This is a genomic window from Paractinoplanes brasiliensis (genome assembly GCF_004362215.1).
Taxonomy (GTDB): domain Bacteria; phylum Actinomycetota; class Actinomycetes; order Mycobacteriales; family Micromonosporaceae; genus Actinoplanes; species Actinoplanes brasiliensis.
In genome coordinates this window covers 294,918-320,097 of record NZ_SNWR01000001.1, presented here as the reverse complement: position 1 = coordinate 320,097, position 25,180 = coordinate 294,918, and the positions used below count along the sequence as shown (strand labels likewise).

At 69.2% G+C, this 25,180-nt stretch carries 27 protein-coding genes; 14 read left to right on the top strand and 13 right to left on the bottom strand.

Translation table 11 applies throughout. The features are described from left to right. Positions 1-61 precede the first annotated feature (61 nt). The 5 genes from C8E87_RS01255 to C8E87_RS01235 all read right to left on the bottom strand — a co-directional run bounded on the left by C8E87_RS01255 (position 62) and on the right by C8E87_RS01235 (position 4,670). Positions 62-1,402 carry an IS4 family transposase gene (locus tag C8E87_RS01255; RefSeq protein ID WP_239080768.1) on the bottom strand — a complete coding sequence of 447 codons (1,341 nt, stop codon included), beginning with the start codon at positions 1,400-1,402 and terminating at the stop codon, positions 62-64. Between the two features lie 134 nt (positions 1,403-1,536). Continuing rightward, a complete protein-coding gene (locus tag C8E87_RS01250) occupies positions 1,537-2,097 on the bottom strand; it encodes a hypothetical protein (RefSeq protein ID WP_133871354.1) in 561 nt (186 codons plus the stop codon). Between the two features lie 22 nt (positions 2,098-2,119). Beyond that, positions 2,120-2,995: a metal ABC transporter permease gene (locus C8E87_RS01245; RefSeq protein WP_133871353.1), complete on the bottom strand. Its 876-nt coding sequence runs from the start codon at positions 2,993-2,995 to the stop codon at positions 2,120-2,122. After that, positions 2,992-3,732 carry a metal ABC transporter ATP-binding protein gene (locus C8E87_RS01240; protein ID WP_133871352.1) on the bottom strand — a complete coding sequence of 247 codons (741 nt, stop codon included), beginning with the start codon at positions 3,730-3,732 and terminating at the stop codon, positions 2,992-2,994. Before C8E87_RS01240 ends, C8E87_RS01245 begins: the two co-directional genes overlap by 4 nt. Further along, positions 3,729-4,670 (bottom strand): metal ABC transporter substrate-binding protein, encoded by a 942-nt coding sequence (locus C8E87_RS01235; protein ID WP_133871351.1) that lies wholly within the window; start codon positions 4,668-4,670, stop codon positions 3,729-3,731. The genes C8E87_RS01240 and C8E87_RS01235 overlap by 4 nt, the downstream gene beginning before the upstream one ends. Before the next feature lie 246 nt (positions 4,671-4,916). On the opposite strand from C8E87_RS01235, the gene C8E87_RS01230 reads away from it, so the two are divergent. Beyond that, positions 4,917-6,131, top strand: a complete 1,215-nt coding sequence (locus tag C8E87_RS01230) for a cupin domain-containing protein (RefSeq protein ID WP_133871350.1) — start codon at positions 4,917-4,919, stop codon at positions 6,129-6,131. A gap of 126 nt (positions 6,132-6,257) precedes the next feature. Here C8E87_RS01230 and C8E87_RS01225 read toward each other — a convergent pair whose 3' ends face one another. Together C8E87_RS01225 and C8E87_RS43425 are read right to left on the bottom strand one after the other, a co-directional pair. After that, positions 6,258-7,076: a PrsW family intramembrane metalloprotease gene (locus C8E87_RS01225; protein ID WP_133871349.1), complete on the bottom strand. Its 819-nt coding sequence runs from the start codon at positions 7,074-7,076 to the stop codon at positions 6,258-6,260. A gap of 123 nt (positions 7,077-7,199) precedes the next feature. Continuing rightward, complete coding sequence (locus tag C8E87_RS43425; protein ID WP_166661019.1) at positions 7,200-7,874, bottom strand: YoaK family protein; 675 nt, start codon at positions 7,872-7,874, stop codon at positions 7,200-7,202. Between the two features lie 268 nt (positions 7,875-8,142). Between C8E87_RS43425 and C8E87_RS01215 the strand changes: the two genes are divergently transcribed. Next, positions 8,143-8,409, top strand: a complete 267-nt coding sequence (locus C8E87_RS01215) for an STAS domain-containing protein (RefSeq protein WP_166661018.1) — start codon at positions 8,143-8,145, stop codon at positions 8,407-8,409. Positions 8,410-8,637: 228 nt separating this feature from the next. Further along, the gene (locus C8E87_RS01210) at positions 8,638-10,614 is read left to right on the top strand and encodes a PucR family transcriptional regulator (RefSeq protein ID WP_133871347.1); all 1,977 of its coding nucleotides are present in this window, start codon (positions 8,638-8,640) and stop codon (positions 10,612-10,614) included. Here the strand turns inward: C8E87_RS01210 and C8E87_RS01205 are convergent. Continuing rightward, entirely contained in the window at positions 10,526-11,128 is a 603-nt protein-coding gene (locus tag C8E87_RS01205) for an MFS transporter (protein ID WP_239080626.1), read from the bottom strand. The two genes, C8E87_RS01210 and C8E87_RS01205, sit on opposite strands and share 89 nt — an antisense overlap. Here C8E87_RS01205 and C8E87_RS45130 point away from each other — a divergent pair. After that, positions 11,070-11,255 carry a hypothetical protein gene (locus C8E87_RS45130; RefSeq protein WP_239080636.1) on the top strand — a complete coding sequence of 62 codons (186 nt, stop codon included), beginning with the start codon at positions 11,070-11,072 and terminating at the stop codon, positions 11,253-11,255. The two genes, C8E87_RS01205 and C8E87_RS45130, sit on opposite strands and share 59 nt — an antisense overlap. Positions 11,256-11,388: 133 nt before the next feature. After that, positions 11,389-12,207 (top strand): alpha/beta fold hydrolase, encoded by an 819-nt coding sequence (locus tag C8E87_RS01200; RefSeq protein ID WP_133871345.1) that lies wholly within the window; start codon positions 11,389-11,391, stop codon positions 12,205-12,207. A gap of 282 nt (positions 12,208-12,489) precedes the next feature. Here the strand turns inward: C8E87_RS01200 and C8E87_RS01195 are convergent, their stop codons facing one another. From C8E87_RS01195 to C8E87_RS01175, 5 genes are read right to left on the bottom strand one after another with little or no spacing between them, the layout of a single operon-like run. Continuing rightward, entirely contained in the window at positions 12,490-13,245 is a 756-nt protein-coding gene (locus tag C8E87_RS01195) for an SDR family NAD(P)-dependent oxidoreductase (RefSeq protein WP_166661017.1), read from the bottom strand. Then, positions 13,242-13,997 (bottom strand): HpcH/HpaI aldolase family protein, encoded by a 756-nt coding sequence (locus tag C8E87_RS01190; RefSeq protein WP_203720960.1) that lies wholly within the window; start codon positions 13,995-13,997, stop codon positions 13,242-13,244. The genes C8E87_RS01195 and C8E87_RS01190 overlap by 4 nt, the downstream gene beginning before the upstream one ends. A 3-nt stretch (positions 13,998-14,000) precedes the next feature. After that, on the bottom strand, positions 14,001-14,843 hold the full coding sequence (locus C8E87_RS01185) for an ABC transporter permease (RefSeq protein ID WP_203720961.1): 843 nt from the start codon (positions 14,841-14,843) through the stop codon (positions 14,001-14,003). A gap of 8 nt (positions 14,844-14,851) precedes the next feature. Continuing rightward, positions 14,852-15,640, bottom strand: coding sequence for an ABC transporter ATP-binding protein (locus tag C8E87_RS01180; RefSeq protein WP_133871344.1), 789 nt, complete (start codon positions 15,638-15,640; stop codon positions 14,852-14,854). Positions 15,641-15,683: 43 nt separating this feature from the next. Then, complete coding sequence (locus tag C8E87_RS01175; RefSeq protein WP_133871343.1) at positions 15,684-16,463, bottom strand: IclR family transcriptional regulator; 780 nt, start codon at positions 16,461-16,463, stop codon at positions 15,684-15,686. A gap of 197 nt (positions 16,464-16,660) precedes the next feature. On the opposite strand from C8E87_RS01175, the gene C8E87_RS01170 reads away from it, so the two are divergent. From C8E87_RS01170 to C8E87_RS01130, 9 genes are read left to right on the top strand one after another with little or no spacing between them, the layout of a single operon-like run. Then, positions 16,661-17,551, top strand: a complete 891-nt coding sequence (locus tag C8E87_RS01170; RefSeq protein ID WP_133871342.1) for a DUF6282 family protein — start codon at positions 16,661-16,663, stop codon at positions 17,549-17,551. A gap of 26 nt (positions 17,552-17,577) precedes the next feature. Beyond that, on the top strand, positions 17,578-18,444 hold the full coding sequence (locus C8E87_RS01165) for a cupin domain-containing protein (RefSeq protein WP_133871341.1): 867 nt from the start codon (positions 17,578-17,580) through the stop codon (positions 18,442-18,444). A gap of 14 nt (positions 18,445-18,458) precedes the next feature. Beyond that, on the top strand, positions 18,459-19,550 hold the full coding sequence (locus C8E87_RS01160; RefSeq protein ID WP_203720962.1) for an ABC transporter substrate-binding protein: 1,092 nt from the start codon (positions 18,459-18,461) through the stop codon (positions 19,548-19,550). Beyond that, positions 19,551-20,516 (top strand): LLM class flavin-dependent oxidoreductase, encoded by a 966-nt coding sequence (locus tag C8E87_RS01155; RefSeq protein ID WP_133871340.1) that lies wholly within the window; start codon positions 19,551-19,553, stop codon positions 20,514-20,516. After that, on the top strand, positions 20,513-21,706 hold the full coding sequence (locus C8E87_RS01150; RefSeq protein ID WP_133871339.1) for a thiolase family protein: 1,194 nt from the start codon (positions 20,513-20,515) through the stop codon (positions 21,704-21,706). Before C8E87_RS01155 ends, C8E87_RS01150 begins: the two co-directional genes overlap by 4 nt. Then, entirely contained in the window at positions 21,703-22,365 is a 663-nt protein-coding gene (locus C8E87_RS01145) for a 3-oxoacid CoA-transferase subunit A (RefSeq protein WP_133871338.1), read from the top strand. Before C8E87_RS01150 ends, C8E87_RS01145 begins: the two co-directional genes overlap by 4 nt. Beyond that, positions 22,362-23,048 (top strand): 3-oxoacid CoA-transferase subunit B, encoded by a 687-nt coding sequence (locus C8E87_RS01140; protein WP_133871337.1) that lies wholly within the window; start codon positions 22,362-22,364, stop codon positions 23,046-23,048. Before C8E87_RS01145 ends, C8E87_RS01140 begins: the two co-directional genes overlap by 4 nt. Continuing rightward, positions 23,038-24,465, top strand: a complete 1,428-nt coding sequence (locus C8E87_RS01135; RefSeq protein WP_133871336.1) for an aldehyde dehydrogenase family protein — start codon at positions 23,038-23,040, stop codon at positions 24,463-24,465. The genes C8E87_RS01140 and C8E87_RS01135 overlap by 11 nt, the downstream gene beginning before the upstream one ends. Next, the gene (locus tag C8E87_RS01130) at positions 24,462-25,076 is read left to right on the top strand and encodes a nuclear transport factor 2 family protein (protein ID WP_133871335.1); all 615 of its coding nucleotides are present in this window, start codon (positions 24,462-24,464) and stop codon (positions 25,074-25,076) included. The genes C8E87_RS01135 and C8E87_RS01130 overlap by 4 nt, the downstream gene beginning before the upstream one ends. The last annotated feature ends 104 nt before the right edge of the window (positions 25,077-25,180 follow it).

Below are 25,180 nucleotides of genomic sequence, written 5' to 3'. Positions count from 1 at the left end.
TGCCGAGCATCGCGCCGACCACTAGCGCCAATGCCGGGTAGTTAAGGGTCCGGGCTGGGTGTCAAGGTGGTCCGGCGAGGATGGTGAGGCTGATGGTGGCCTGGTAGGTGCGCCGGTCGATGTTTGGGCCGCGGGCGTTGTATTTGGAGATGGCTCGTTTGACGGTGCGGGCGTTGACGCGTAGCCGTCGGGCGGGCAGGAGGTCGTCGAGGACGAGGCGGCCGATCTTGCCGATCAGGTCGATGACGGTGTCGGCGATGACACCCGCGGCTTGGATGACCTGGTCACGGGCGGCGTGCAGGGCGATGGTGAAGCTGGCCCGGTCCGGGTCTGTGCTGGTGTCGCTGTTGGTGGCGTCGGTCATCGCGGTGCGCAGGATCTGGTAGGTGACCAGCAGCGCGTGGATTTCCTGGTCGACGCCGGTCGGGGTGCGTGCTCGTAGTACCCGGCCGTCGAGGATGCTCGATTTGATCTCCAGGTAGGCGGTCTCGATTTCCCACCGCTCGTGATAGAGCCGCAAGATCGTCGTGGCGGGGTAGGCGTCCGGGTCGAGCAGGGTGGTGATCAGCCGGTAGACACCGGTGACCGTGCCGGCCTTTGTCTTGATGCTGATCTCGGCGTCGATGACCCGGACGCTCTGGCCGCCGAACATCGACCGGTAGGAGCCGTCGACCAAACGGTGCAGTACGGGAAGCTTCGGACCACCACGGCCGGTCTTGGCCCGGACGAGCAGATGTGATCCGCAGCCGGTCACGAGGTTGAGCAGCTGACCGGCGGCGAAGTTGCGGTCGGCCAGCAACAGCACCCCGGCGGGTAGCCGGGCGAGAAGATCCTTGGCATACGTGGTCTCGCCGCTGGTGATCGGCCCGAACACGGCGTCCATCACCGATCGGGTGCCGCAGGCCATGATCGTGACCAGCCGCAGCATCGGATAGCTCGACCCGCCGGTGCGTCCGCCGCGTTGTTTGGAGTATCGGGCCAGGTTCGCCGTGGTGTCGGCCGTGAACAAGGTGGTGCCGTCGATCGCGCAGACCAGCAGACCGCGCCAGCGCACCGGCCCGGCCATGCTGGCTGCCGGGCCGCGCAGCAGGTCGAACAACGCCCGTAACGGTTGCGGGCCGACCCGGGCACGGGCCTTGGTCAACGCGGCCGCGCTCGGGTCCGTGACCGGCAGCCCGTCCAGGCCACTGATCAGGCGTTGCCACACCTGCCGATAGCCGATCTCGGCGAACAAACACCCCGCGAGCAACAGATACACCACGACCCGCGAGGGCAGGTCCCGAACCCGCTGCTGAGTACAGCGGGTCTGAGCCAGGACCGTATCGATCATCTCGAACGGCACCTGTTGGGTCAGCTCACCCAGATGACCCGGCGCGAACGGGCCTGCCGCGACCCGGACCACACGCGTAATGACAGACTGAACCAACAGCGGGGCTCCCGGCGGTAAGGCATGTCTTTGGCGGACGTACCTCTCCTACCGGAGTCCCGCTGCCAGTCTCAGCACCAACACACCCTCTTGACCAACCACCGCCGCGCTTAACTACCCGGCATTGCCACTAGCGCCGGGATCGAGCCTGTGCGCATCCACGCCCGAGACTGCCGGTGGCCGCCGAGGCTGGTCCGAGCCACCGGCCCACCGGCGGAGTCGGTGATGCGGCGGGCCCCGGCGGCCTGAAGCGCGAGCGCGGCGGCGGACAACGCGATCACGAGCAGCCAATTGCCGACGTCCAGCCCCATGACGGAGGTCCACGTGACCACCAGCGCGCCCGCCACAGCAGGGAAGGCCCAAGGCGCCGTGGGTATCCGGGACGGCCGCCGCTCGTCGCGCACGGCGGTGCCGTGCAAGCCGGCGAACAGACTTGCGGCGAAGGCAAGCGCGGCCACGCTGACTCCGGCTACCGCGCCGACGATCTCGGGGACGACAGTTGAGCTGCCGGTCGGATCGGCGGTGAAGAAGCGCCGGAGGTTCTGGAAGGCGAACACGTTGATGGCGCCGGCGGCGAAGGAGAGGGCGAAGGGGGTGACCGTCGCAAGGTACAGCCGTGCCGCCGCCGATTCCGTACGCGAGGAGTAACTGGTGCTGCTGCGACTGGTCATCCCGTCACCTCCGGGCAGGACGTCATCGGATCGCGACGAGCGCCTGTCGGCGGCGCTTCCGCGTGAGACGGCGCCCGACGACGCCATGGTGGGGGCTGAGGACAAGGACGAACCCGAACACGACGCCCTGTACGACGACGACAAGTCCGCCGGACGAGGCATCCAGCCAATAACTCAGGTAGATGCCGGTCACGGCAGACAGAGCCGACGTGACCGGCGCGATCACGAGCATGCGTGGGAAGCGGTCGGTGAGGAGGTAAGCGGTTGCTCCGGGGATGATGAGCATGGCCACGACGAGGATCACACCGACCACTTGCAGCGCGACCACCGTCGTGAGCGCCAGCAGCCCGAGCAGCAGCGCTCCGAGCCGGCGTGGGCTGAGCCCGATGGTGTGGGCGTGCGTGGGGTCGAACGCGTAGAGCACGAGGTCGCGCCGCTTGACGAGGAGGGCGGCAAGGGCGACCGAAGCGATGAGGGCGATCTGAGCGACATCGGCTGCCGACACGCCGAGGATGTTGCCGAACACAATGTGATTCAGATCTGTCTGGCTCGGTGTCACCGAGATCAGGACAAGCCCGAACGCGAAAAGCGTGGTGAAGACGATACCGATCGCTGCGTCCTCCTTCACCCGGCTCGAGTCGCGGATCGCACCGATCAGTCCTACGGCGAGCCCGCCGAACACCAGCGCGCCGATGGCGAACGGCGCACCGAGAACGTAGGCGATGACCACGCCGGGCAGGACGGCATGTGAGACCGCGTCACCCATCAGCGACCAGCCGATGAGCACCAGCCAGCACGACAAGAGGGCGCAGACCACGGCCGCCATCACCGTTGTCACCAGTGCCCGGACCATGAAGTCATAGCCCAGCGGCTCAAGAACGAGGTCGAGCGGGTTCATGCGGCACTCTCCCGGTCGACGACATCGATTCCGAAGGCCAAGGAGAGGACTTCCGGTCGTAGCGCCTCGGACACCTTGCCCTGGAACAGGACTCGGCGCATCAGCAGTATCGCCTCGTCGGCGAGCTGCGGCAGAGTGTGCAGGTCGTGTGTCGAGACGAGGACCGTTCTCCCCTCCGCGGCCAGCTCGCGCAGCAGCCGGACGATGGTCGCCTCGGAGCGTTTGTCCACACCGGCGAACGGCTCGTCGAGCAGGAGAATCTGGGCGTCCTGCGCTACACCTCGGGCAACGAAGGCTCGCTTGGCCTGTCCGCCGGAGAGCTGTCCGATCTGGCGATCCGCGTAGTCGTGAAGCCCGACCCGCTCCAGCGCTCCCGCTACGGCCGTACGGTCCGCGGCCCGAGGCCGGCGCGCCGGTCCCAGGCGCCCGTAGCGACCCATCATCGCCACGTCCCACACCGAGACCGGGAAACTCCGGTCGACGTCCTCGTTCTGCGGGACGTACCCGACGATTCCCCGCCGACGGGCGAGGGCCGGCGCGGCGCCGCCGACGAGCACGGATCCGCGGTCCGGGCGCGTCATGCCCATGATGGTTCTGAACAGCGTCGACTTGCCCGATCCGTTCATTCCGATCAGTGCGGTGACCCGGCCCGGCCGGACGCGTGCGGACGTGTCGTCCAAGGCGCATACGTCGCCGTAGTGGACAGTCAGCCCGGCCACCTCGATGGCCGAGATCATGACGCCCGTCCCGTGAGCGCCCCGATGATGGTGCTCGCATCGTGCCGGATCAGGCTGAGATAGGTGGGCACCGGCCCGTCGGCCTCTGACAGCGAGTCGACGTAGAGCGTCCCGCCGAACAACGCGCCGCCCGCGGTGACGACCTGCCGCATCGGTTTGTCCGACACCGTCGATTCGCAGAACACGGCCGGGACGTCGTTGGCCCTCACGAACTCGATCGTCGAGGCGATCTGCTGCGGTGTGGCCTGTTGCTCGGCGTTGACCGGCCAGATGTATTTCTCGGTCAGCCCGGCGTCGCGCGCGAGATAGGAGAATGCCCCCTCGCACGTCACCAGAGCCCGCTGGTGCTGTGGCAGCCGGGACAGCCCGTCGACGAGCTCCTCCTGGACGAGCTGCAGAGCCTTCTTGTACGCGGCGCCGTTCGCCCGGAAATCGGCGGCGTGCGCAGGATCGAGCAGGCTGAACGCTCCGACGATGTTGTCGACGTAGAATTGCGCGTTGAGCGGGCTCATCCACGCGTGCGGGTTCGGTTTGCTCGCGTCAGCGTCTCCGGTGATGCCGATGACCTGTACGCCGTCGGACACCACGACGTGCGCGACATCGAGATCCGCGACGAACCGTCCGAACCACGCTTCGAGGTTCAGGCCGTTGTCGAGGATCAGATCCGCATCGGAAGCCTTGCGGATGTCGCCCGGCGTCGGCTCGTAGCCGTGAATCTCCGCGCCGGGCTTCGTGATCGAGGCGACGGACAGGTGGTCTCCGGCCACATTTCGCGCAATGTCAGCCAGCACAGTAAAGGTTGTCAGAACAAGCGGTTTCTCTCTGCCGTCTGAGTCTCCCGGCGCCGCGCACCCCACCGGGGAGCCTGTCACCAGTATCAGCACCAGGGTGGCAACCAGCGAGAATGCGGTTCTCGGATGATGGCGATGGTGGTCCATGGCTTCCCCTCCCGGCCGGCCTCGAACCGGATCAGTAGCGACGAGGGTCGTGGAGCCTCAGCCTGCACCGGCGCCGAGCCGGCCCGGTAGCGTCAGATGACCACGCCCGGCGGGCTCCGGGTGTGGTCGTCATCGCAGGTGAACGCAGTCAACTGTCTCTATGCGGCGACGCTCCTCCGATGGTGCTTTGGGGATGGGCCCTTTCAGCGAGGGCCTTCAGCGTCCACGAGATCCAAGGAGAGAGTCATGGAGTCTGATGAGGTCGCGGCGCCGCATCACGAAACCCCCACCTTCGGGAACCCGGACCTGCCGCCGGAGGGGATGCAGACCACCGTCGGCGATCCGGGCAGCGCACGAATGACCGGACCCCGTAACCCGGTGATCGAAAGCCAGTTCCCGAGTGCTGTCCGGGCGCCGGCAACCGACGTCAGCACGCAGCCGTTCTTCTGGTCGTCGTTCAACATCTCACCTCGCCGGCAGCAGCGAGGGGGCTGGGCCCGTGAGGTGACGCAGAAGGACTTCGCCATCTCCGACGAGATCGCCGGCGTGAACATGTATCTGGAACCCGGCGGTATCCGGGAACTGCACTGGCACCAGACCGCCGAATGGGCCTACATGAGCCGTGGCCGCTGCCGCGTCACGACTCTCAGCCGTGAAGGTCTGCCCAGCGTGGACGATGTCGAAAGTGGCGACCTGTGGTTCTTCCCCGCCGGACTGCCGCACTCATTGCAGGGCCTGGGCCCGGACGGCGCCGAGTTCGTGCTCGCCTTCGACGACGGGGAACAGTCCGAGAGCAACACCCTGCCGCTCACCGACTGGTTCGCCCACACTCCGCCCGAGGTGCTCGCCAAGAACTTCGGCGTCGCCCAGGAAGTGTTCAAGGACATCCCGCTGCACAACCTGTGGATCTTTCCCGGCGAGGAGCCCGGAGATCTGGAGACCGACCAGGCGGCAGCGGGCGTGGAATGGGGGGCGACCACTCCGGTGATCTTCCGCCTCTCGAGGTCCGAACCCCGATATCAGAACAGCGGGGGCAGCGTCCGCATCGCGGACAGCAAGAACTACACCTCGTCCAAGACCATGGCCGCGGCCCTCACCATCGTCGAACCGGGTTCGATGCGCGAGCTGCACTGGCATCCGAACGCCGACGAATGGCAGTACTACCTTCAGGGGTCGGCCCGTATGACAGTGTTCAACACCGGCCCGCACGCGAACACAACGGATTTCCGCGCCGGTGACGTCGGCCTCGTGCGCCGCAATCTCGGGCACTACGTCGAGAACACCGGCGACGAGACGCTGATCTACCTCGAGACCTTCCGCAGCGATCACTACGAGGAAGTGTCGCTGGCGAACTGGCTCAGCCATCTTCCGCCCAAGCTCGTCTCTCAGCACCTCAACATCCCGGAGGACGTCCTCGCCACCTTCCCGCGTGGTTCCCAGGGCATCGTCCCCCTCCGGTAGCGCGACGAACCTGGTTCCTCGGTGTACGGGCCGGCCGTTCCTGTGAACGACCGGCCCGTTCCCGTAACACCGCGTGCGAGACTCCCGTGCCGGGCACACCGATGCCCGCGATCCGATCTTGGCCCGTCAGTCCGCGGCGAGCAGGCCGTTGGCGACGGCGGCCCGCTCGGTCCTGTCCCGTACGCCGAGGCGGTGCGCGGCGATGGCCAGCGGTCCGAGACTGAGCAGGCCGATGACGGCATATCCGATGAAGGATCCGATCGAGTCCCACGCCGCGTGCAGTCCAACGGCAGCGACGAAGGCCAGAGCGAACCGGGCGGTGGCTGCAGCCGACCATCGGTGGTTGGCGGCCGACCACAGAGCAGCCGCAGTCAGTCCGGTCCAGGCCATGTGGGCAGCCGGGCTGAGCAAGCCGCGTAACAGGAGGATGCCGTCGGCCGCGGCGAGATCGCCCTGGCTCTGGACGAGGGCCACGAACGCGTACCCCATCGTCTCGAGTGCGGCGAACCCGGCCCCGCTCGCCACCCCGATCAGCAACCCGTCCGCCGGACGGCGGTGCCGGGTGAACACCAGAACCAGAACTGGTGCGATCAACTTGGCTGACTCCTCGATCAGCCCAACCGCCAGTTTCGGAAGCGTCCCGAGGTCGTGCAAGGTGTCGGCCTCGAGCGTGCCGGCCGCGGTGACTCCTGCGATGCCACCAAGGAACGCGATCAGGGCGATGGTGCCGCCGTCAACCGAGAACGTCATCCGGCGCCCGCGAATGAACGTGACGAATGCCGCCGGCACAACAACCGCGCCGAGGAGCAGCAGAGTCGGGACCAGATTTGGATTCCGGGTGTCGGCGAGCGCGCGGCGAAGCAGCTCGAACAGCCCACCGCCCACGGCCAGCACCAGTAACCAGGCACCCTTCGGCGGCGCGGCCACTTGTCGTGAAAGGCTCATGATGTCTCCCGATCGCTGGGTAGGTGTGCCGACTCCTCCAGTGCAGAGAACCCGGGCGCGCGGTCCAACGTGGAGGTGGCCCACCGGCCGCTGGTGACGGGTGGGTCGCTTTCGGATTGCACTTCATCGGAGGTGGCGGGCCGGCGGCGCAGGAGCGTTTGGTCCAGCTGTCTCGATCTTGGCCGGCAACAATACGATGGCCGTGCCGACCATGACAGGCTCGAGCAGCGCCGCGGGCCAGCGCGGGCCGGCCAAGAAGGCGGCCGCGGCGGCCGAGCCGGCCACCAGTGCGGTCAGCGTGAACAGGGTCGGCGCCACGGCACGATGCCGCCCCGTCGCCTGATCGCGCGTTGTCGTCGCGACCAGGCCGGTCATGTAGGTGGTGGCAGCGCCGAGACGTAACCCGACGGTGCTCTGACCGCCCATCGCCACGGCAGCCCCGGCCAGCAGCAGCCGCGCCGGCACAATGGCCGGCTCTTCGCCGGTCATCACAAGGCCCGCGGCGACGATGACCAGCAGGACGAGCTCGGCGATCAGCGGTCCGCGGACGGCTGTGGGGCGGGACCGCCAGATCCACGACCAGATCAGGACTCCGGCCGCATAACCCAGCACAGCCACCGCTGCCGGTATCACGCGGTGGGGGTCGGTGGTGGAGATGCCGTAGCCGAACATGATCAGGTTTCCGGTCACGATGCTCGCGAAGGCACCGCCGAGAACGGTCAGAGCCAAGAGGTCGGTGGCGCCCGCGGCCACCGTCAGCGCCGCCGTGGCAACGGGACGGGAAAGTGCCTCTCGCATGCCGTTGAGTTTGCGGAGCAGAGGCCGCTGCACATGAGGTGGCGATCGCATACAGCGGCACCGCTCCGCCGGTGGGGACCTCACCCGATGCGGGCGGCCACGGTTCCGCCGAGGGTAGGGGCGAGTCGATGTGAGGGGAATCCCGAGTGTGCACACCAACGAACACATCACTGCCCGCGAACCCGGTCGGCATCGAGCGACCTGCGTCCGGCTCCCTCCGGGGCGACCGTTGCTAGCCACGTCGGCCGTCGGCGGAACCTCGGGCCGGGTGCTGCGGCTCCAGGGGGAGATCGATCTGGCCACCCACGACATCCTGGACTCGGCGATCGCGGAACTGGTGTCGGCGGCGGGGGACATACGAATTGACATGTCGGAGGTGGACTTCATCGATGTCGGCGGGCTCCGGATCCTCAACGTGGCGGCTCGGTCGATCCGCGATGCCGACCGTGCCGTCACCGTTGTCGGGCTCGATCCGATGACCCGCCGCGTGCTTCGGTTGTTGTCCTGGACCGATCTGCTCGCCTCGGCTTCGTGAAGGTGGGTGACCGCCTCAGCGGGGCCGCGCGACCTCGGCCGGCGTGACGCTGTGAGCGGTGGCACGCTGCGGCCCGGAACTGGTCTGCCCGCACCCGCGCCCGCCTGACCTCCGCGTTTGACATCAGGGGGACACCCGCCGCGTTCAGCTGTCCCTCATCCGTGCGATGTTTACCGGCGCACCCATGCCGCAGATTGACGCCACCACGATCTGAAGGCGGTGCCCCCGATGATGAACCAACTTTCCAAGGACGACCGGTTCCCGGTCACCCTCCGAAACCCGCCGGCCACACCAGGACGACTGCTGGCCGGGGCGCTTTCGGCAGTGCTGGACGCGGTGACCGGCGAGTCGCCCGCCGCAGCCGTCGACCGTGCGCTGCGAGGCCTGCACGGCGTGGCTTCGAGCCACGGCATCGATCTCGACACGGCTGCCGTCGCGCCGGCCGCACTGCACGCCGCCGGACGAACTCAGGAGCGCCGACGTCGAGAACTGGCGCTGTTGTCCTTGTATCAGGCCACTGCCGACCTCGGCCGGCGCGACACCGTGGCGCGGCTGAGCGACGCGATCCTGTCCGCCGCGTCCCGGCTGGCCGCGCCGGTCGACGCAGCGTGGCTCGTGGTCGGCAACAGCAGCGACGGGTGGCGAGGCTACGCCGCGTCGGGTCTGACGGTGCCCGATGCGTTGAGGGTGGTGGGCCGAGCTGGTGGCATGGCCGCGGTTGCGGTCAGGTCGGCGGTTCCTTTCGCGGTGCCGTCGTACCTCGATTCCACCCTGTTTCCCCACGACGCCTCGGCTGACGCGGCGATCCGGCAGGACAGGATCGGGCCGGTGCTGGCCGTGCAGCTGCCGGTCACCGGCGCGAACAAGGTCGTGCTGCACCTCGCCCGGCGCGATGCGACTCCTTTCGCGGCCCAGCACATGGCCGTCCTGAGCCACTTCGCGCACGTCGCGGCCGGGCAGCTCGAGGTGGTCGACGCTCTGACGGCCAGCCGCCGTCATGCCGGCGAACTGGCTGGACGGCTGGGGGACCGGGACCGTTCCACCGCCATGATCGACGAGCTGCTGCAACTGGTAGCGGCAGCCGAGCCACCGGAGCCGGCCATCGCGCTGACCATCATCGGCAAGGCGCTGGGGACGCCGGTCGTGCTGCTGGGCCCGTACGGGCAAATGCTCGCAGGATCGGCTCCTGACGGGTTTCCGGTGGCCGGTAGCGACCTGATCAACCGGGCTGCCGCGGCCCCTGGCCGGGTCGTCGTCGAGTGCGGCTCGGTCACCCGTTACGCCATCTCCGTCACCGGGTCCGGTCGGTCACAAGGCACGCTGATGACGGTGCGGGACACGCCGTTCTCCGAGGACGGCCTGGCCGACTTGCGCCGGGCGGCAGCCGTGCTCGGGGCGCTGCTGACCCGGCGGAGCGCGCTGCGACAAGCGTACGAGGAGGTTCGAGCCGACCTGTTTGCCGAGCTGCTCGGCGCACACCGGGCCTTGCCAAGATCAGTCCGAGTGATGGCCGAGGCGAACAACTTCGGTCTGGACCGCCCGCACGTCCTGGTGGCTCTGACGGCCGCTGACGGCGCCGTGCTCGACCCGTTGGTGGCCGACTCGGCAGCTCTGCTCGGCGGTATCGGGGGGCTGCACGAGGGAATTCATCTGGCTCTGCTACCCGGCACCGACCCCCGGCGCGCTGCGGACGCGCTCGCCTCGCGGATCCGGCGGGTCATCGGGGCACGGCCGTTCATCTGCGTCTCGGAGCCGTTGACCCCGGCTGGTGGCCGTCTCAGTGACACCGTCCAAGCCGTACGCCACGGGCTGGCCCTGCTCAAGGTAGCCGGCGCCCCGGGGGCCGCCGCGACCACCAGCGAACTGGCCCTGTTCAGGCCACTGTTCGATCCGGACCGGGCCGATGACATTCGCGACCTGCTCGACTCCACCCTGAGCCCGCTCGTCGACTACGACCGAGAGCACAACGTCGACCTGGTCTCGACCGTCCGGGCCTTCCTGGCCACCGGCGGCAACGCCGCAGCCGCGGCCCGCAAGCTCTATATTCACCCGAACACCATGAGCAAACGGCTCGAACGGATCTCCCGCTTGCTCGGCGACGACTGGTCGGAAGGCATCAACGGTCTCCGGCTGCGACTGGCCATCCATCTGGAATCGCTGAGCCGGCGCCCGGATCCGGCTCCGGCCGGCCGCACGGCCGCCTGAGAGTGGTCGTCATCTCCGAACTGCCGGCGCGACGATGGCCGCGCCACAGCCCGTCACCTAGCACCAAACGATCCAGCCCCGGGCGTCCCGGGGCCGTCGGTGTCACGAGCAGCAGCAGTGCCGCCGTCGTCAGGGCTTCGGCGATCAGCAACGGCGGGCGGGGGCCGAATCGCGTCATACTTCCCGACAACGGTGCTGCGATGACCGTTGCGGCCGCCAGGGGCAAGGTGAGCAGTCCCGCGTGGAAGGTGCTTACGTCGCGCACCTCTTGCAGATAGAGGGTGTTGGGGGACAGCAGGCCGGAGAACGCCAGAAACGCGAGGACGGCAGTGGCGAACGCGGCAGCGAAACTGCGCACCCGGAACAGCGCCAACGGCGCCAGCGGCTCGGTGTGAAGGCGCTCGAGGCCGTCCGGGGGCCCGCAGCCCCCTGGGTGCGGGCCCCGAATCCCGTGCGTGTGGTGGGCCGATCGCCCACTGACGCCGGCCGGCCGGCTTGGTTCGGTGAACGGCATGGGCAAGTTTCCGTTCTGGCTGTATGCCGCCGCGCTCGTGCTGTTGTTCGGGCTCTGTGAGCTCTTTGTCATGTTCCTTCAGGCTCTGCTCGTCCTGCCGTCGACGAACGGCGCCCCGGGATGGTGACGACTCCGGCCACCGGTGTTCCTCCTCCTCAACAAAGGGCGGCTACGGGTGTGGACAACACCCGATGGCAGGCCCGCGCCGGCCCGGCAGCCTCGAAGGCGACCCACAGGAACACGCACAGGAGGAGGCAGAGATGCCTTTCGTCACCACCGCCGACGGCACGGACATCTTCTACAAGGACTGGGGCGGCGGCCAGCCGGTCGTCTTCAGCCATGGCTGGCCGCTGAGCGGCGACGCGTGGGACGTCGAGATGAAGCTCGCCGCCGACAACGGCTTCCGCGCGATCGCCCACGACCGGCGCGGGCAAGGACGCTCGTCGCAGACCTGGCACGGCCACGACATGGACACGTACGCCGCCGACCTGGCCGCCGTGGTCGACGCGCTCGGCCTCGACGACGTCATTCTGGTCGGGCATTCCACCGGCGGCGGCGAGGTGGTGCGGTTCGCCGCGCAGCACGGCGGCGGACGGGTGGCCAAGATCGTAACGGTGGGCGCCGTGCCGCCGATCATGGTCAAGTCCGACAGCAATCCGGACGGTACGCCGATCGAGGTCTTCGACGGCATCCGGGCCGGTGTGATGGCCGACCGGTCCCAGTACTTCATGGACCTCTCCGAACAGTTCTTCGGCATCAACAAGGGGTCGGGCGTGTCACAGGGCCAGCGCGAGCAGTTCTGGCGACTGGGCATGCAGATGAGCCTGAAGGCGGCGTACGACTGCATCGCGGCGTTCTCGGAGACCAACTTCACCGACGACCTCCTGGCGCTGGACGTTCCGGTGCTGATCTGCCAAGGCGACGCGGACCAGATCGTGCCGATCGCCGACGCGGCTCTGAAGTCGATCGACCTCGTGAAGAACGGGACGCTGAAGGTCTATCCGGGGGCGCCGCACGGCATCGCCGGGGCTTACCAAGTGGCGCTGGACCGGGACCTGCTGGAGTTCTGGAGGAGCTGAGAACCGGTGAGGGCCGGCGGCGGGTTCGCCGCCGGCCCGATGCCGCTGACTGGCAGCCCGGACACATCCGCAGCGGGCGGCGCGGGCCATCGTTGCCACCGTCGCCTGCGACGACCCGCCGCGCCGGCTGCTGCTCGGCTCCGACGCGCTCGCCTTGGCGTTGGAGTCAGACGCGGCACGCACCGCCGAGGCCGAGAAGTGGGCCGACGCGAGCCGCTCGACCGACTTCTCGACCGCCGCCTCCTGACCGCCGCTCAGTTCGACGAAGCGCGGCCGGGCGGGTCACGCGTCGGGGCGAGGCAGGTCCATGTGGGTGATGAGGTTGATGCCGCCGTCGATGTGGATGACCTCGCCGGTGATGAAGGGGACCTTGGTGAGGGCCAGGACCATCGCTGCGACGTCGGAGGGCCGGCCGAGCCTTCCCAGCGGTGTCATCGCCGCGGTGCGCACCGCCCGCGGGCCGAGGCTGTCTGCGGTCAGCCGGGTCTCGACCGGGCCGGGGGCGATCGCGTTCACCCGGATGTCCGGTCCCACGGCCTTGGCCAGCAGCCTTGTCAGGTGGTCGAGCGCGGCCTTGCTGACGGAGTAGGGGATCGAGCTGCCGAGGGGACGCGAGCCGCCCACCGACGTGATGTTGACGATCTGGCTGCCGGGCTCCATGACCTTCACGGCGGCGACGGAGACCTGCCACGTCCCGACGACGTTGACGCCGAGGATCTGGTGCCAGTCGCCGGGGGTGATCGCGTCGAGGTCGGGGTGGGGGACGGATCGCGACACCCCGGCGTTGTTCACCAGCAGGTCGAGCCGGCCGTGCCGTTCCACGGTCGTCTCCACCAGGCGTACCGCGTCAAAAGGGTCGGCGATGTCGGCCTGGACGTAACTCGCCCCCGGGAGCTCGGCCGCGAGCCGCTCACCGGCGTCGGCCGAGGTGGCCGAGTGCACCACGACGGTGAAGCCGTCGGCGGCGAGCGCGCGGGCGATCCCTTCGCCGATTCCGGAGCTGGAACCCGTCACGACGGCGACACGGGGCGCGCTCATCGGGCGGTCGCTTTCAGCGCGTTCACGATCGCCCGCGCCCCGGCGGCCAGGATCGAGGTGTCGTTGCTGACCACCACGTAGTCGTAGCCCCGGTCCAGTGCGGCCAGGGCCTGGTCGCTCGTGGCGCACGCGGTGCCCAGGGGAACACCTGCCGCGGCGGCGGCCGCCAGCGCGGAGGTGACGAGCCGGTCCACTTCGTCGCTTCCCGCCGGGACTCCCATCGACATCGAGAGGTCGGCCGTCCCGACGAACCCGGCGCCGATGCCGTCGAGCGCCAGGATCTGCTTCGCGTTCCTGATCGCCACCTCGCTCTCGAGCTGGACGACGCACAGGGCCTGCTCGTTGCCGTACTCCAGGTAGTCCGTCCGGGGCAGCAGTCCCCAGCGGCCCGCCCGGCTGGTGCTGCCGGACCCGCGGTCGCCGCGCGGCGGGAAGCAGGTGGCCCGCACGACCGCCCGGGCCTGCTCGGCCGTGTCGACGTGCGGCACGACCACCCCCGCCGCGCCGGCGTCCAGGACCCGCTGGATCACGCTGAGGCCGTGGTCGGGCACCCGGACGAGCGGGTCCATCCCGAGGGCGCGGGCCATCGCGATGTGGTTCGAGGCGGCGCCCAGATCCAGCGCCGTGTGCTCGAGGTCGATGACCACGAAGTCGAAGCCCGCGTACGCCATGATCTCGACGCTCTCGGGCCCGGCGAGCTTGATCCAGGTCCCGAGCGTGCCGCCGTTGATCCCGTCGCGCATCCGTGCCATGGCTCAGACCTCGCCGGCGGTGTCGGTGGGGGTGGCTGTCCAGAAGACCAGCCATTTGCCGAGCTGCACGACGACCGCGTGCAGGACGATGCCGACGGCCGACAGCACCACGATCACCGCGAAGGTCCTGGCCACGTCCAGGGTGAAGTTGCTCGCCTGGATCAGGTAGCCCAGACCTTCGGAGCTGCCCACGAACTCCGCGACCACGGCGCCGGTCACGGACAGGATGACGGCGACCTCGAGTCCCGCGAAGATGTGCGGAAGCGCCGACGGGATCTGCAGGTGCCGCATGACCTGCATGCGGGACGCGCCGAACGACCGGAGCATCTCGACCTGCTCGTGCGCGGCGGACCGGAATCCCAGGATGGCGTTGATGAGCAGGGGGAAGAACGCGATCAGGGCCACGGTCAGCACCTTCGAGCTGATCCCGATGCCGAACCAGATGATCAGCAGAGGCGCCATGGCGACCTTGGGGATGGTCTGGGTCAGGATGAGCAGCGGGAAGAGCACCCGCTCCACCGCCCGGAACTGGGTGATCAGGACCGCGGCGAGCAGTGCCGAGCCGACCGCGATGCCGAACCCGATCAGGATCTCCTTGAGGGTGACGATCGAGTGGGTCACCAGGCTGCCGTCCTGGAAGCCGTCGACCAGCGAGCCGCCGACGGCCGTGGGGGCGGGGACGAGGATGTTGGAGACGTCGAACAGCTTCACGACGACCTGCCAGACCACCAACAGCCCGAGGAACACCAGCACGCTGTAGGTGATCTCCGGTACCCGGCGGCGCCGGCGCCGGGGTCGGGTGTCCAGGCTCGTCGGCGCCTCCACGGGCACAGTGTTGGTGGACATCACGTCTCCTAGTGGGCGCTGTGCTCGGAGTCGAGCAGCTTGCGGATCTTCAGGACGATCTCGCCGAACGCGGGCGTGTTGATGTTCTCGAGCCGCCGCGGCCGGGGGAGCCCGACCTCGACGACGTCCGCCAACCGGCCGGGCCGCGGCGTCATGACCACGACGCGGTCGGCGAGCAGCACCGCCTCGGGGATGCTGTGCGTCACGAACAGCACGGTCTTGCGGTCGGAGTCCCAGATCCTCAGCAGGTCCAGTCCCATCTGGTCGCGGGTCATCGCGTCGAGGGCGCCGAACGGCTCGTCCATGAGCAGGATGCGCGGGTCGTGCATCAGGGCGCGGCCGATCCCGACCCGCTGCTGCATGCCGCCGGACAGCTCGTTGGGGTACCGGTCGCCGAACTCCTGCAGGCCGAGCATCACCAGCAGCTCGTCGGCCTTCGCGTGGGTCGCGGCGTCCCGGGCGTGGTGCAGGTCCGGCGACGTCATCAGGTTCTTGCGCACGGTGCGCCACGGCAGCAGCAGCGGCTGCTGGAAGACCATCCCGAGCTGGTTGCGGTGGGTGTCGTCCGACGGCCCGAAGGTGACCTGGCCGGACGTCTGGCGGGACAGGCCCATGATGATGCGCAGCAGCGTGCTCTTGCCGCAGCCGCTGGGGCCGACGATGGAGATGAACTCACCGGCCCGGACGCTGAGGGAGATGTCGTCCAGGGCCTGGACGCTCCCGCCGGACTTCGTCGGGTAGATCATGGACAGCGAGTCCAAGCGGATCACGCAGTCGGTGTCGGTGCTGGTGGGCATGCCTGTCCTTCCTCCCCTGATGCGGTTGTCGTGCCGGCAGCGATCAATCGGTTCCCTCGGGCCACGTGCCGCCCATCTCCTTGGTCAGTCGCTTGCAGACGGCCTTCAAGGCCATGGCCTCCCGGGAGTCCAGCGCCTCGGGCAGCATCCGCTCGGTGCCGACGGCCGCGATCGTGGCGCAGATGCCGCCGGCCGCGAACACCGGCGCCGCGAGGACGCAGATGCCGCGGTGGTTGACGTTGCTGCTCATGCCGGCCTGCCGGATCGTCTCGATGCGACGGCGGGTCTCGGTGCGCTGGGGCTCGGGGATGCTTCCGGTGAGCCGTTCGGCGTGGAACTGGTCGGGGAGGAACGCCAGGAAGACCTTGGCCTGCGAGGAGTTCAGGGCGAGCTGCGAGCCCACCCGCACCGTCACGAGGGTGGCATGGTCGGCCTCCTCCACCAGCGAGACCACCGGGCCGGAGGTGCCCCACAGCGACAGCACGGTGCTGACCTTTATGTCGAGCGCGAGCTCGCGCAGGTGGGCCGGCGCCATCTGCATGATGCGCTGCTGTCCCAGCATGAAGCTGCCCAGCTGCAGGATCGACCGTCCGGGACGGACGAGTGCGGAGTCCTCGACGCGCTCGAGCAGGCCGGAGCTGATCATCGAGCTGAAGTAGCGGTGCACCGTGGTCCGGTTCAGACCGAGCCGGCGGGTGGTCTCCGCGACGGACAGCTCCGGAGTCTCGGGACCGAACAGCCCGAGGATCTGCGCGGTCCGGCTCACGGCCTGGATGTCCTGCTCGCGAGCAGTCGCCTGCTTGTCGGCCTGGCCCTCGGCCATCAGCTCTCACCGTCCCGTTGAGTGTCAAAAAGTAGTACATGAGGTTCGCAGTACGGACGGAGCGTAAGCACGAGCGCTATCGCACTGCAAGGTTTTCCAGCTGGTTTCGGGAAAGGGCCATCCGAAACCCTCCCTTGACAGACCGGATAGCGAACTCTCAGTCTGTGATGCGAACGCTGCCGAATCCAGGAGGCTTCATGAGTGACACGCCCGCCGTCATCAAGCTGCTGAACGGCTGCGTTGACCTGCACTGCCATTCCGGCCCGAATCCGTTCCCCCGGCGCATCGACCATGCCGAGGCCGCCAAGGACGGCGAGCGGCTCGGCATGCGCGGCGTGCTGGTGAAGTCCCACCACCACAACACCGTCATGGACCTGCTCGCCATGCGCGACCGGCTGGCCGGGATCAGCACCCCGGTCTTCGGCGGCATCACCCTGAACAGCATGGTCGGCGGCATCAATCCGCAAGCGGTGGCCATGTCACTGCGCATGGGCGGCCGAGCCGTGTGGTTCCCGACGTTCTCGGCCGGCCGGCACATCGACTGTCATCCGGAGGGCGTCGGCTTCCCCACGGCGAGCGTCGAGGTGCCGTCGTCCCGGGTCGACATCCACCAGGAGAACGGTGAGCTCATCGGTGAGGTCCACGAGGTGCTCGACCTGGTGAAGGAGACCGGCGCGATGGTGACCGGCGGTCACATGGAAACCGAGTCGATCACCCAGCTGTTCGCCGCGGCCAGGGACAAGGGCGTCACCCGGATGCTGCTCAACCATCCCGACTACGTCATCGGCGCGGACCTGGCGAAGTGCCGTGAGCTCGTCGGCTATGGGGCGTACATCGAGCACGAGACCGGCTTCTACGACCCCGAGGGAACCAAGAAGTGGGACCCGAAGATCCTCCTGGACTGGATCGAGAAGGTCGGCCCGGAGCACACCGTGATGGCCTCCGACCTCGGTCAGAAGGATCGGCCGTTGCCGGTGGACTCCTACATCCGCGTCGCGACCGCGCTGCTCGACCTCGGCCTGGACGAGCGGTCGCTGCGGCAGATCTTCTGCGACAACCCGGCGTTCCTGCTGGGCCTGGACGACTGAACCGCATTCACTCGAAAGGACAGGCGATGACCACCCTGGCCACCCCGCCCGACGTGGAGTTCTCCGACCTCGGCACGGGCGATCCCGACGAGACGACCCCCGGCGGATCGTCGACGTGGTACTTCCGCGGACACAACTTCGTGCTCGCCCACACGACGCTGGTCGCCGGTGACGTGCTGGAGCGGGGTGACCAGCCGGACGAGTACGTCGTGATCCTCCCGTACGAGCAATGCAGCGTCGAGATCCGTACGCAGGGGGAGGTCGAACGGGTCTCGGGCAAGGCGGTGGTGATGGTCCCGCCCGGCAACAGCGCGATCGCCGGCGTCGAGGACTGCACCGTCGTACGGCTGTTCAGCGCCCGCTCCACCGACCTGCTGGACAAGGCGCGCAACCGGGACTCGTACGCGGAACCGCACCCGAACACCAAGCCGTTCGAGCCGTGGCCGGACCCGCCGGAGGGTTATCGCATCCGCCCCTACCGGCTGGCCGACCTGGAGGTGACCCAGGACGCCGTCCGCCCGGGCCAGATCGTGCGGTGCAGCACCTTCATGATCAATTTTCTGGCGCCCCGGGTCGGCCCGCGTGATCCCGACAGCCTCTCGCCGCACGACCACGACGACTTCGAGCAGTGCTCGCTCGCCGTGGAGGGGGAGTACGTCCACCACCTGCGGACCCCGTGGTCGAAGCGGCGCAGCGAGTGGCGCGAGGACCAGCACCTGCGGTGCGGCAGTCCCTCGGTGGCCGTGATCCCGCCGCCCATGATCCACACCAGCGAGGCCGTGGGATCGGGGACCAACCAGCTGATCGACATCTTCTGTCCGCCGCGTCTGGACTTCTCCCGGACGCCGGGCCGAGTGCTCAACGAAGACACCTACCCGATGCCCAACACATAAATGGAGGTTCCGTCGTGAGAACCAGACGAGCGATAAAGGTGCTGAGTGGTGCGGTCGCCGTCCTGTGCGTGGCGGCGACGCTGAGCGCGTGCGGCGACGACAGCGGATCCGGCGACTCGGCCACGGCCGGCGAGCTGACGCCGGTGCGGTTCGCGATGGCCTCCCCGAGCTGGAACGCCGGCTACGCGGTCATGGCGGTCGTGGAGGCCGAGGGCTTCTACGAACAGGAGGGCCTGAAGGTCACGACCAACCTGTTCCCGTCGGCCACCCAGGCGGCGCAGCAGGTCGCCGGCGGCGGGGCCGACCTCGGCCTCATGACGGTCGAGCCCGTGGCCATCGGGCACGACAAGAACCTGAACCTGAGCTATTTCAGCTCCTACTGGGCGAAGTGGATCTACAGCCTGCAGGTGCCGGACGGGTCGGCGGTGAGGAGCATCGCCGACCTCAAGGGCAAGAAGATCGGCGTCTCCGCGGTCGCGAGCTCCGGCGCGACGTTCGCCCGGACCGCGCTCGAGCTCAACGGGATGAGCCAGGACGCCGCGGCCCTGGTGCCGATCGGCGCCGGCGCCCAGCAGATCAACGCCATCAAGACCGGCCAGGTCGACGCGCTGGCGCTCTGGGACATCCAGTACCAGATGGTCAAGAACGCCGGCGTCACCATGACGCCGCTTCCGGTCAAGGAGACGGAGGAGGCGTGGGGCGGCGGCTTCGCGACGACCGAGAAGAACCTCGAGGCCAAGAAGGACGTCCTCGAACGGTTCGGTCGTGCGGTGGCGAAAGCGTTCGTCTTCGCCAAGGCCAATCCGGAGGCCGCGATCCGCGACCTGTGGAAGCTCTACCCGGAGACCCGCGGGTCCGACCCGGAGGAGAAGGCGCTGGCCGACGGGGTCAAGGTCCTCCAGGTCCGCCTGGAAGGACAGGGCTTCGACGACAAGACCCTGGGCCGCATCGACGACGCCGCGTTCACCCGCTCGCTCGACTTCATGGCCTCGGCCGGACTGATCAAGAAGTTCCCGGCGAAGGACATCTACACCGACGCGATGTTCCAGGCGTTCAACAACTTCTCGTACGACGACGTCGTCAAGCAAGCAGAGAGCGCCGGCTGAATGCGGCTGGGGATCGCGCTCGACCTGAGCTCCCGGGAGCCCGTACGCCCGCAGGTGGATCGCACAGTCACGATGCTCGCCCATGCGGAGCAGCTCGGGTTCGGCTCCGCATGGGTGGGGGAGAGCTACCACGCGGTCCCTCAGCCGTTCCACCTTCCGTCCGCCCTGATGGTCCTGGGGCATCTGGCCGGCCGGACGTCCCTGGCGCTGGGGTCGGCTGTGCTGCTCCTGCGCGCGTACAGCCCGCGGAAGCTGGCTCACGAGGCCGCACTGCTCGACCAGCTGTGCGGCGGGAAGCTCACCCTCGGCCTCGGGCTCGGCAGCCCGGAGGTCGCCCAGCGGGCCGGGCTGCCGGCGTCAGGTCCGGCCGGCGCGGCCTTCGACGCCACGCTGAAGCTGCTGCGCGAGGCCTGGTCCGCCGACGCGCCGGCGGCAGTCCCACCCCCGGCGCGTCGCGGCGGGCCGCGGATCCTGGTGGGCGGCAAGGTGGCCGCCTCGGCCCGTCGTGCGGCGACGCTCGCCGACGGCTTCTACGGCGCGACGAACTACCGCGACGACCTGTTGATCAAGCAGGCGGCCGCGTACTGGTCGTGTCGCGACGGGATGGGAGGAGTGGTCGCCACCACCAGGCTCTGCCTCGTCCACGAGGATGCGGCCACCGCACGGGAGCTCGCCGCGCGTCACCTGAAGGCCGCGACCGGCTACTACACCGAGCGGGGCTCCTGGATGGGCGCGGACGGCCCCGCCGAGGTCGAGCTCCCCATGGTGGGCACGCCCGACGAGATCGACGCGACGATCGCCCGGTACGTCCGGGCCGGGGTCACGTCCGTCCAGCTGCGGGTCGCCCCGTCCGGCACCCCGCCGGACGTCGCCCGCCACACGCTCGACCTCGTCGGGCGGCACGTCCTTCCGAACTGGCACGAAACGACGCCCTCCTGCGGGCAGGAAGTGGAGACGACCCGATGAGCAGCTCCTTCGTGTACGCGTCGGTCCGGACCCCGTTCGGCCGGTTCAACGGGGCCCTGGCCGACACGAGGACCGACGATCTGGCCGCGACCGCGCTGAGGGGACTTCTCGACCGCTCGCCGGGCCTGGATCCCGGCCTGGTCGGCGACGTGTTCTGGGGCAACGCCAACGGCGCGGGCGAGGACAACCGCAACGTCGGCCGGATGGCCGTGCTGCTGGCCGGCATGCCCGTCTCGGTGCCCGCGACCACGGTGAACCGGCTCTGCGGCTCCTCGCTGGACGCCGCCATGATGGCCTCCCGCATGATCGAGACCGGCGACGCGCAGATCGCGATCGCCGGAGGCGTCGAGTCGATGACGCGGGCGCCGTGGGTCCTGCCGAAGCCGTCGCGGCGGTTCCCGGCGGGTGACGTGACCGCCGTCTCGACGACGCTGGGCTGGCGTCTGGTGAACGAGCGGATGCCGGCCGAGTGGACGGTCTCGCTGGGCGAGTGCAACGAGCAGCTGCGGGAGAAGTTCTCGATCTCTCGCGAGCGGCAGGACGAGTTCGGCGCCCGCTCGCACCGCCTCGCGGCCGAGGCGTGGGAGAAGGGCTTCTACGACGACCTCGTGGTGCCCGTCCCCGGCGCCGACCTGGTCCGGGACGAGAGCATCCGCGCCGACACGACGATCGAGGCGCTGGCCGGGCTGAAGCCGGCGTTCCGGCCCGACGGGACGATCACCGCCGGCAACTGCTCGCCGTTGAACGACGGCGCGAGCGCCGTCCTGCTGGGCTCGGCGAACGCGGCCACCGCCATCGGTCGTGACCCGGTCGCGCGGATCGCCGGTCGCGGCTGGTCGGCGCTGCAGCCGCAGCGGTTCGGCTACGCCCCGGTCGAGGCCGCCAACGACGCGCTCGAGCGGGCGGGCATCACCTGGGGCGACGTCGGCGCCGTCGAGCTGAACGAGGCGTTCGCCGTCCAGTCGATCGCCTGCGTCGACGCCTGGCTCGAGCTCGGGCTGCGGGGCGCCGAGGTCGTCAACGCCAGGGGCGGGGCGATCGCCATCGGACACCCCCTGGGCGCCTCCGGCGGGCGCATTCTCGGGACCCTCGCGGCGCGGCTCGCGGAGTCGGGTGAACGGTGGGGTATGGCGGCCATCTGCATCGGCGTGGGCCAGGGTTTGGCGGTCGTGCTGGAGAACGTCGCATGACGGTGCTCTGCGTTTCTGCCGACGAGGCGGTCAGCGGCATCGCCGACGGCTCGACGGTGCTGGTCGGCGGTTTCGGCACGGCGGGCATGCCGTTCGAGCTGATCGACGCGTTGATCCGGCAGGGCGCGCGGGACCTCACCGTCGTGTCGAACAACGCGGGCAACGCGGACACCGGGCTCGCGGCGCTGCTCGCGGCCGGGCAGGTGCGCAAGGTCGTGTGCTCGTTCCCCCGCCAGAAGGACTCCTGGGTCTTCGACGAGCTGTACCGCAGCGGGAAGATCGAGCTCGAGGTCGCGCCGCAGGGGAACCTGGCCGAGCGCATGCGTGCCGCCGGAGCCGGGATCGGCGGGTTCTACACCCGTACGGGGGTCGGGACCCTGCTCGCCGAGGGCAAGGAGACCCGCGAGTTCGACGGCCGCACGTACGTCCTCGAGCTGCCGATCGCCGGCGACGTCGCGCTCATCAGCGCCCACACCGCTGACACCCTCGGCAACCTCGTCTACCGCAAGACGGCCCGCAACTTCGCTCCCGTCATGGCGACGGCCGCGACGACCACCGTCGTGCAGGTGCGGCACGTCGTCGAGCCGGGAGCGCTGGATCCCGAGGCCGTGGTCACCCCGGGCATCTACGTCGACCGGATGGTGCGGGTGCCGTCATGATCGTCGAGCACACCGATCGTGGGCCGCTCGGACGCGACGAGATGGCCCGGGTGGTCGCCGCCGACATCCCGCGAGGGGCGTACGTCAACCTCGGCATCGGTCAGCCCACGACCGTCGGCGACCACCTTCCCCCGTACGCGGGAATCACCCTGCACACCGAGAACGGCATGCTCGGCATGGGCCCGGCGGCGACGGGCGACGCGATCGACCCCGACCTGATCAACGCCGGCAAGTTCCCCGTGACCGAGCTGCCCGGCGCCTCCTACTTCCACCACGCCGACTCGTTCGCCATGATGCGGGGCGGCCACATCGACCTGTGCGTCCTCGGCGCCTACCAGGTCTCGGCATCGGGGGACCTCGCCAACTGGCACACCGGTGAGCCCGACGCGATCCCGGCGGTCGGCGGGGCGATGGACCTCGCCGTCGGCGCCAAGCAGGTCTTCGTGCTGATGTCGCTGTTCACCAGGACAGGTGAGCCGAAGCTCGTCAGAGAATGCACGTATCCGCTCACCGCGCTGCGATGCGTGGACCGGATCTACACCGATGTCGCCACGTTCGAGATCACCGGCGACCAGGTTCTCGTCAGGGAGACGTGGGGGATCTCGTTCGACGAGCTCCGCTCGCGCGTCGACGTCCCGCTCACCGTGGCTCGTCAGGAGGTTGCAGAGCGACATGTTCACTAGGCGCCAGTTCTACATCGGGGGCGCGTGGGTCGACCCGGCCGCGCCGCGGACCTTGGGTGTCCTCGACCCCGCGACCGAGGAGACGTTCGCGACGATCAGCCTCGGGACGGCCGAGGATGTCGACCGCGCGGTGACGGCGGCGCGCGAGGCCTTCCCCGCGTACGCGGAAACCAGCGTGGAGCAGAGACTGAAGCACCTCGAGCAGATCATCTCCGGCTTCCGGGCCCGGCTGCCCGAGATCGCCCGGACGATGACGCGCGAGATGGGGGCGCCGATCACGTTCTCGACCGAGCGCCAGGCCACGGTGGCGCTGTTCCACTTCGAGGAGGCGGCCCGCGTGCTCGCGGACTACCCCTTCGAGGAAGAGATGGGCGCCGGGATCGTACGGCGCGAGCCGATCGGGGTCTGCGGTCTCATCACGCCGTGGAACTGGCCGCTGAACCAGGTCGCGTCGAAGGTGGCGCCGGCCCTCGCCACCGGATGCGCCGTGGTCCTCAAGCCCAGCGAGATCGCGCCGCTCAGCGCCATGCTGCTCGCCGAGGTCATCCACGACGCCGGGCTGCCGCCGGGGGTGTTCAACCTCGTCAACGGCGACGGTCCCACGGTCGGCGAGGCCATCGCGGCGCACCCGGGCATCGACATGGTCTCGCTCACCGGCTCGACCGGCGCCGGCATCAGGGTCTCCAAGCTGGCGGCCGACACGGTGAAACGCGTCGCGCTCGAGCTCGGCGGCAAGTCGGCCAACATCATCCTGCCCGACGCGGACCTGGAGTCAGCGGTCGTCGCCGGGGTGCACTCGTGCTACACCAACGGCGGCCAGAACTGTCAGTCGCCGACGCGGATGCTCGTGCACCGTTCGCAGCGCGACGAGGCGTACGCCGCCGCGCGACGGGCGGTCGAACAGGTCCGGCTCGGGGACCCGTTCGACCCGTCGACCACGATGGGGCCCGTGGTGAGCCAGGCCCAGCTCGACAAGATCACCGCGCTCGTGCAGTCGGGCATCGACGAGGGCGCGACGCTCGTGACCGGCGGCCCGGGGCGCCCCGACGGGCTCGGCAAGGGGTTCTACGTCCGCCCGACCGTGTTCGGCGACGTCACGCCCCAGATGCGGATCGCGCGCGAGGAGATCTTCGGCCCCGTGCTCTCGATCCTGCTCTACGACACCGAGGACGAGGCCGTCGAGATCGCCAACGACACGCCGTACGGGCTGGCGGGCTTCGTGCAGTCGAAGGACCCCGGCCACGCCCGCCGGGTCGCCAACCGCATCCGCGCGGGCCGCGTCTACCTCAACGGCGCTCCGTTCGACCGCAGCCTGCCCTTCGGCGGCTACAAGCAGTCGGGCAACGGGCGAGAGTTCGGGCGGTTCGGCTTCGAGGAGTACCTCGAGGTCAAGGCCGTCCTCGGGTATCCGCGGTGAACGCCGCCACCCTGGACCGCGAGGAGCTGTTCGACCTCGTACGGCGGGAACGCTTCGCCCGCGACCAGCGGCTCTTCGACGTGATGCGGGACTGCTTCCACGACGACGCGTACGTACGGACCACGTGGTACGACGGACACGGCGGCGAGGCCTACGTCGAGGCGACGAAGGCGTGGATGGCGCGGACCGGCAACAGCAAGCACTGGGTCTTTCCCGCCTACGCGCGGGTCCGGGGCGACCGGGCAACCGTCGAGAGCCCGGCGAAGATCTTCAACCGGACCATGGTGGAGGGGGTGGAGGTCGACTTCCACGCCTATTGCCGGTTCTTCTCCCGAGCCGTACGGGTCGACGGACGGTGGAAGTTGATGAGCTTCGAGGTCCTGCTGGAACGCGACGAGTTACGTCCCGTATACGCGGGTGAGGCGCTGCCGGTGGACGCGGGCCGGCTCGCCGGGTTCCGGCCGTCCTACCGGTTCCTCACCTGGATCCAGTCCACCCGCGGCGTGACGGTGAGTCAGGACCTGCTCGGCGACGACCGGCCGGCCGAGCTCGACGCGTTCCACCAGGGCGAGACCGCCTGGCTCACCGGCACGGGACACAGCGGCCCGTGAACTGAGGCTCCGAGCAGCACCATCTCGGCCACGCTCAGCGCCGCCTCGCCGCCGGTTTCCTGCACCACGACGGCCAGGCGCGGGGCGGTCTCGCGTGCGGACAG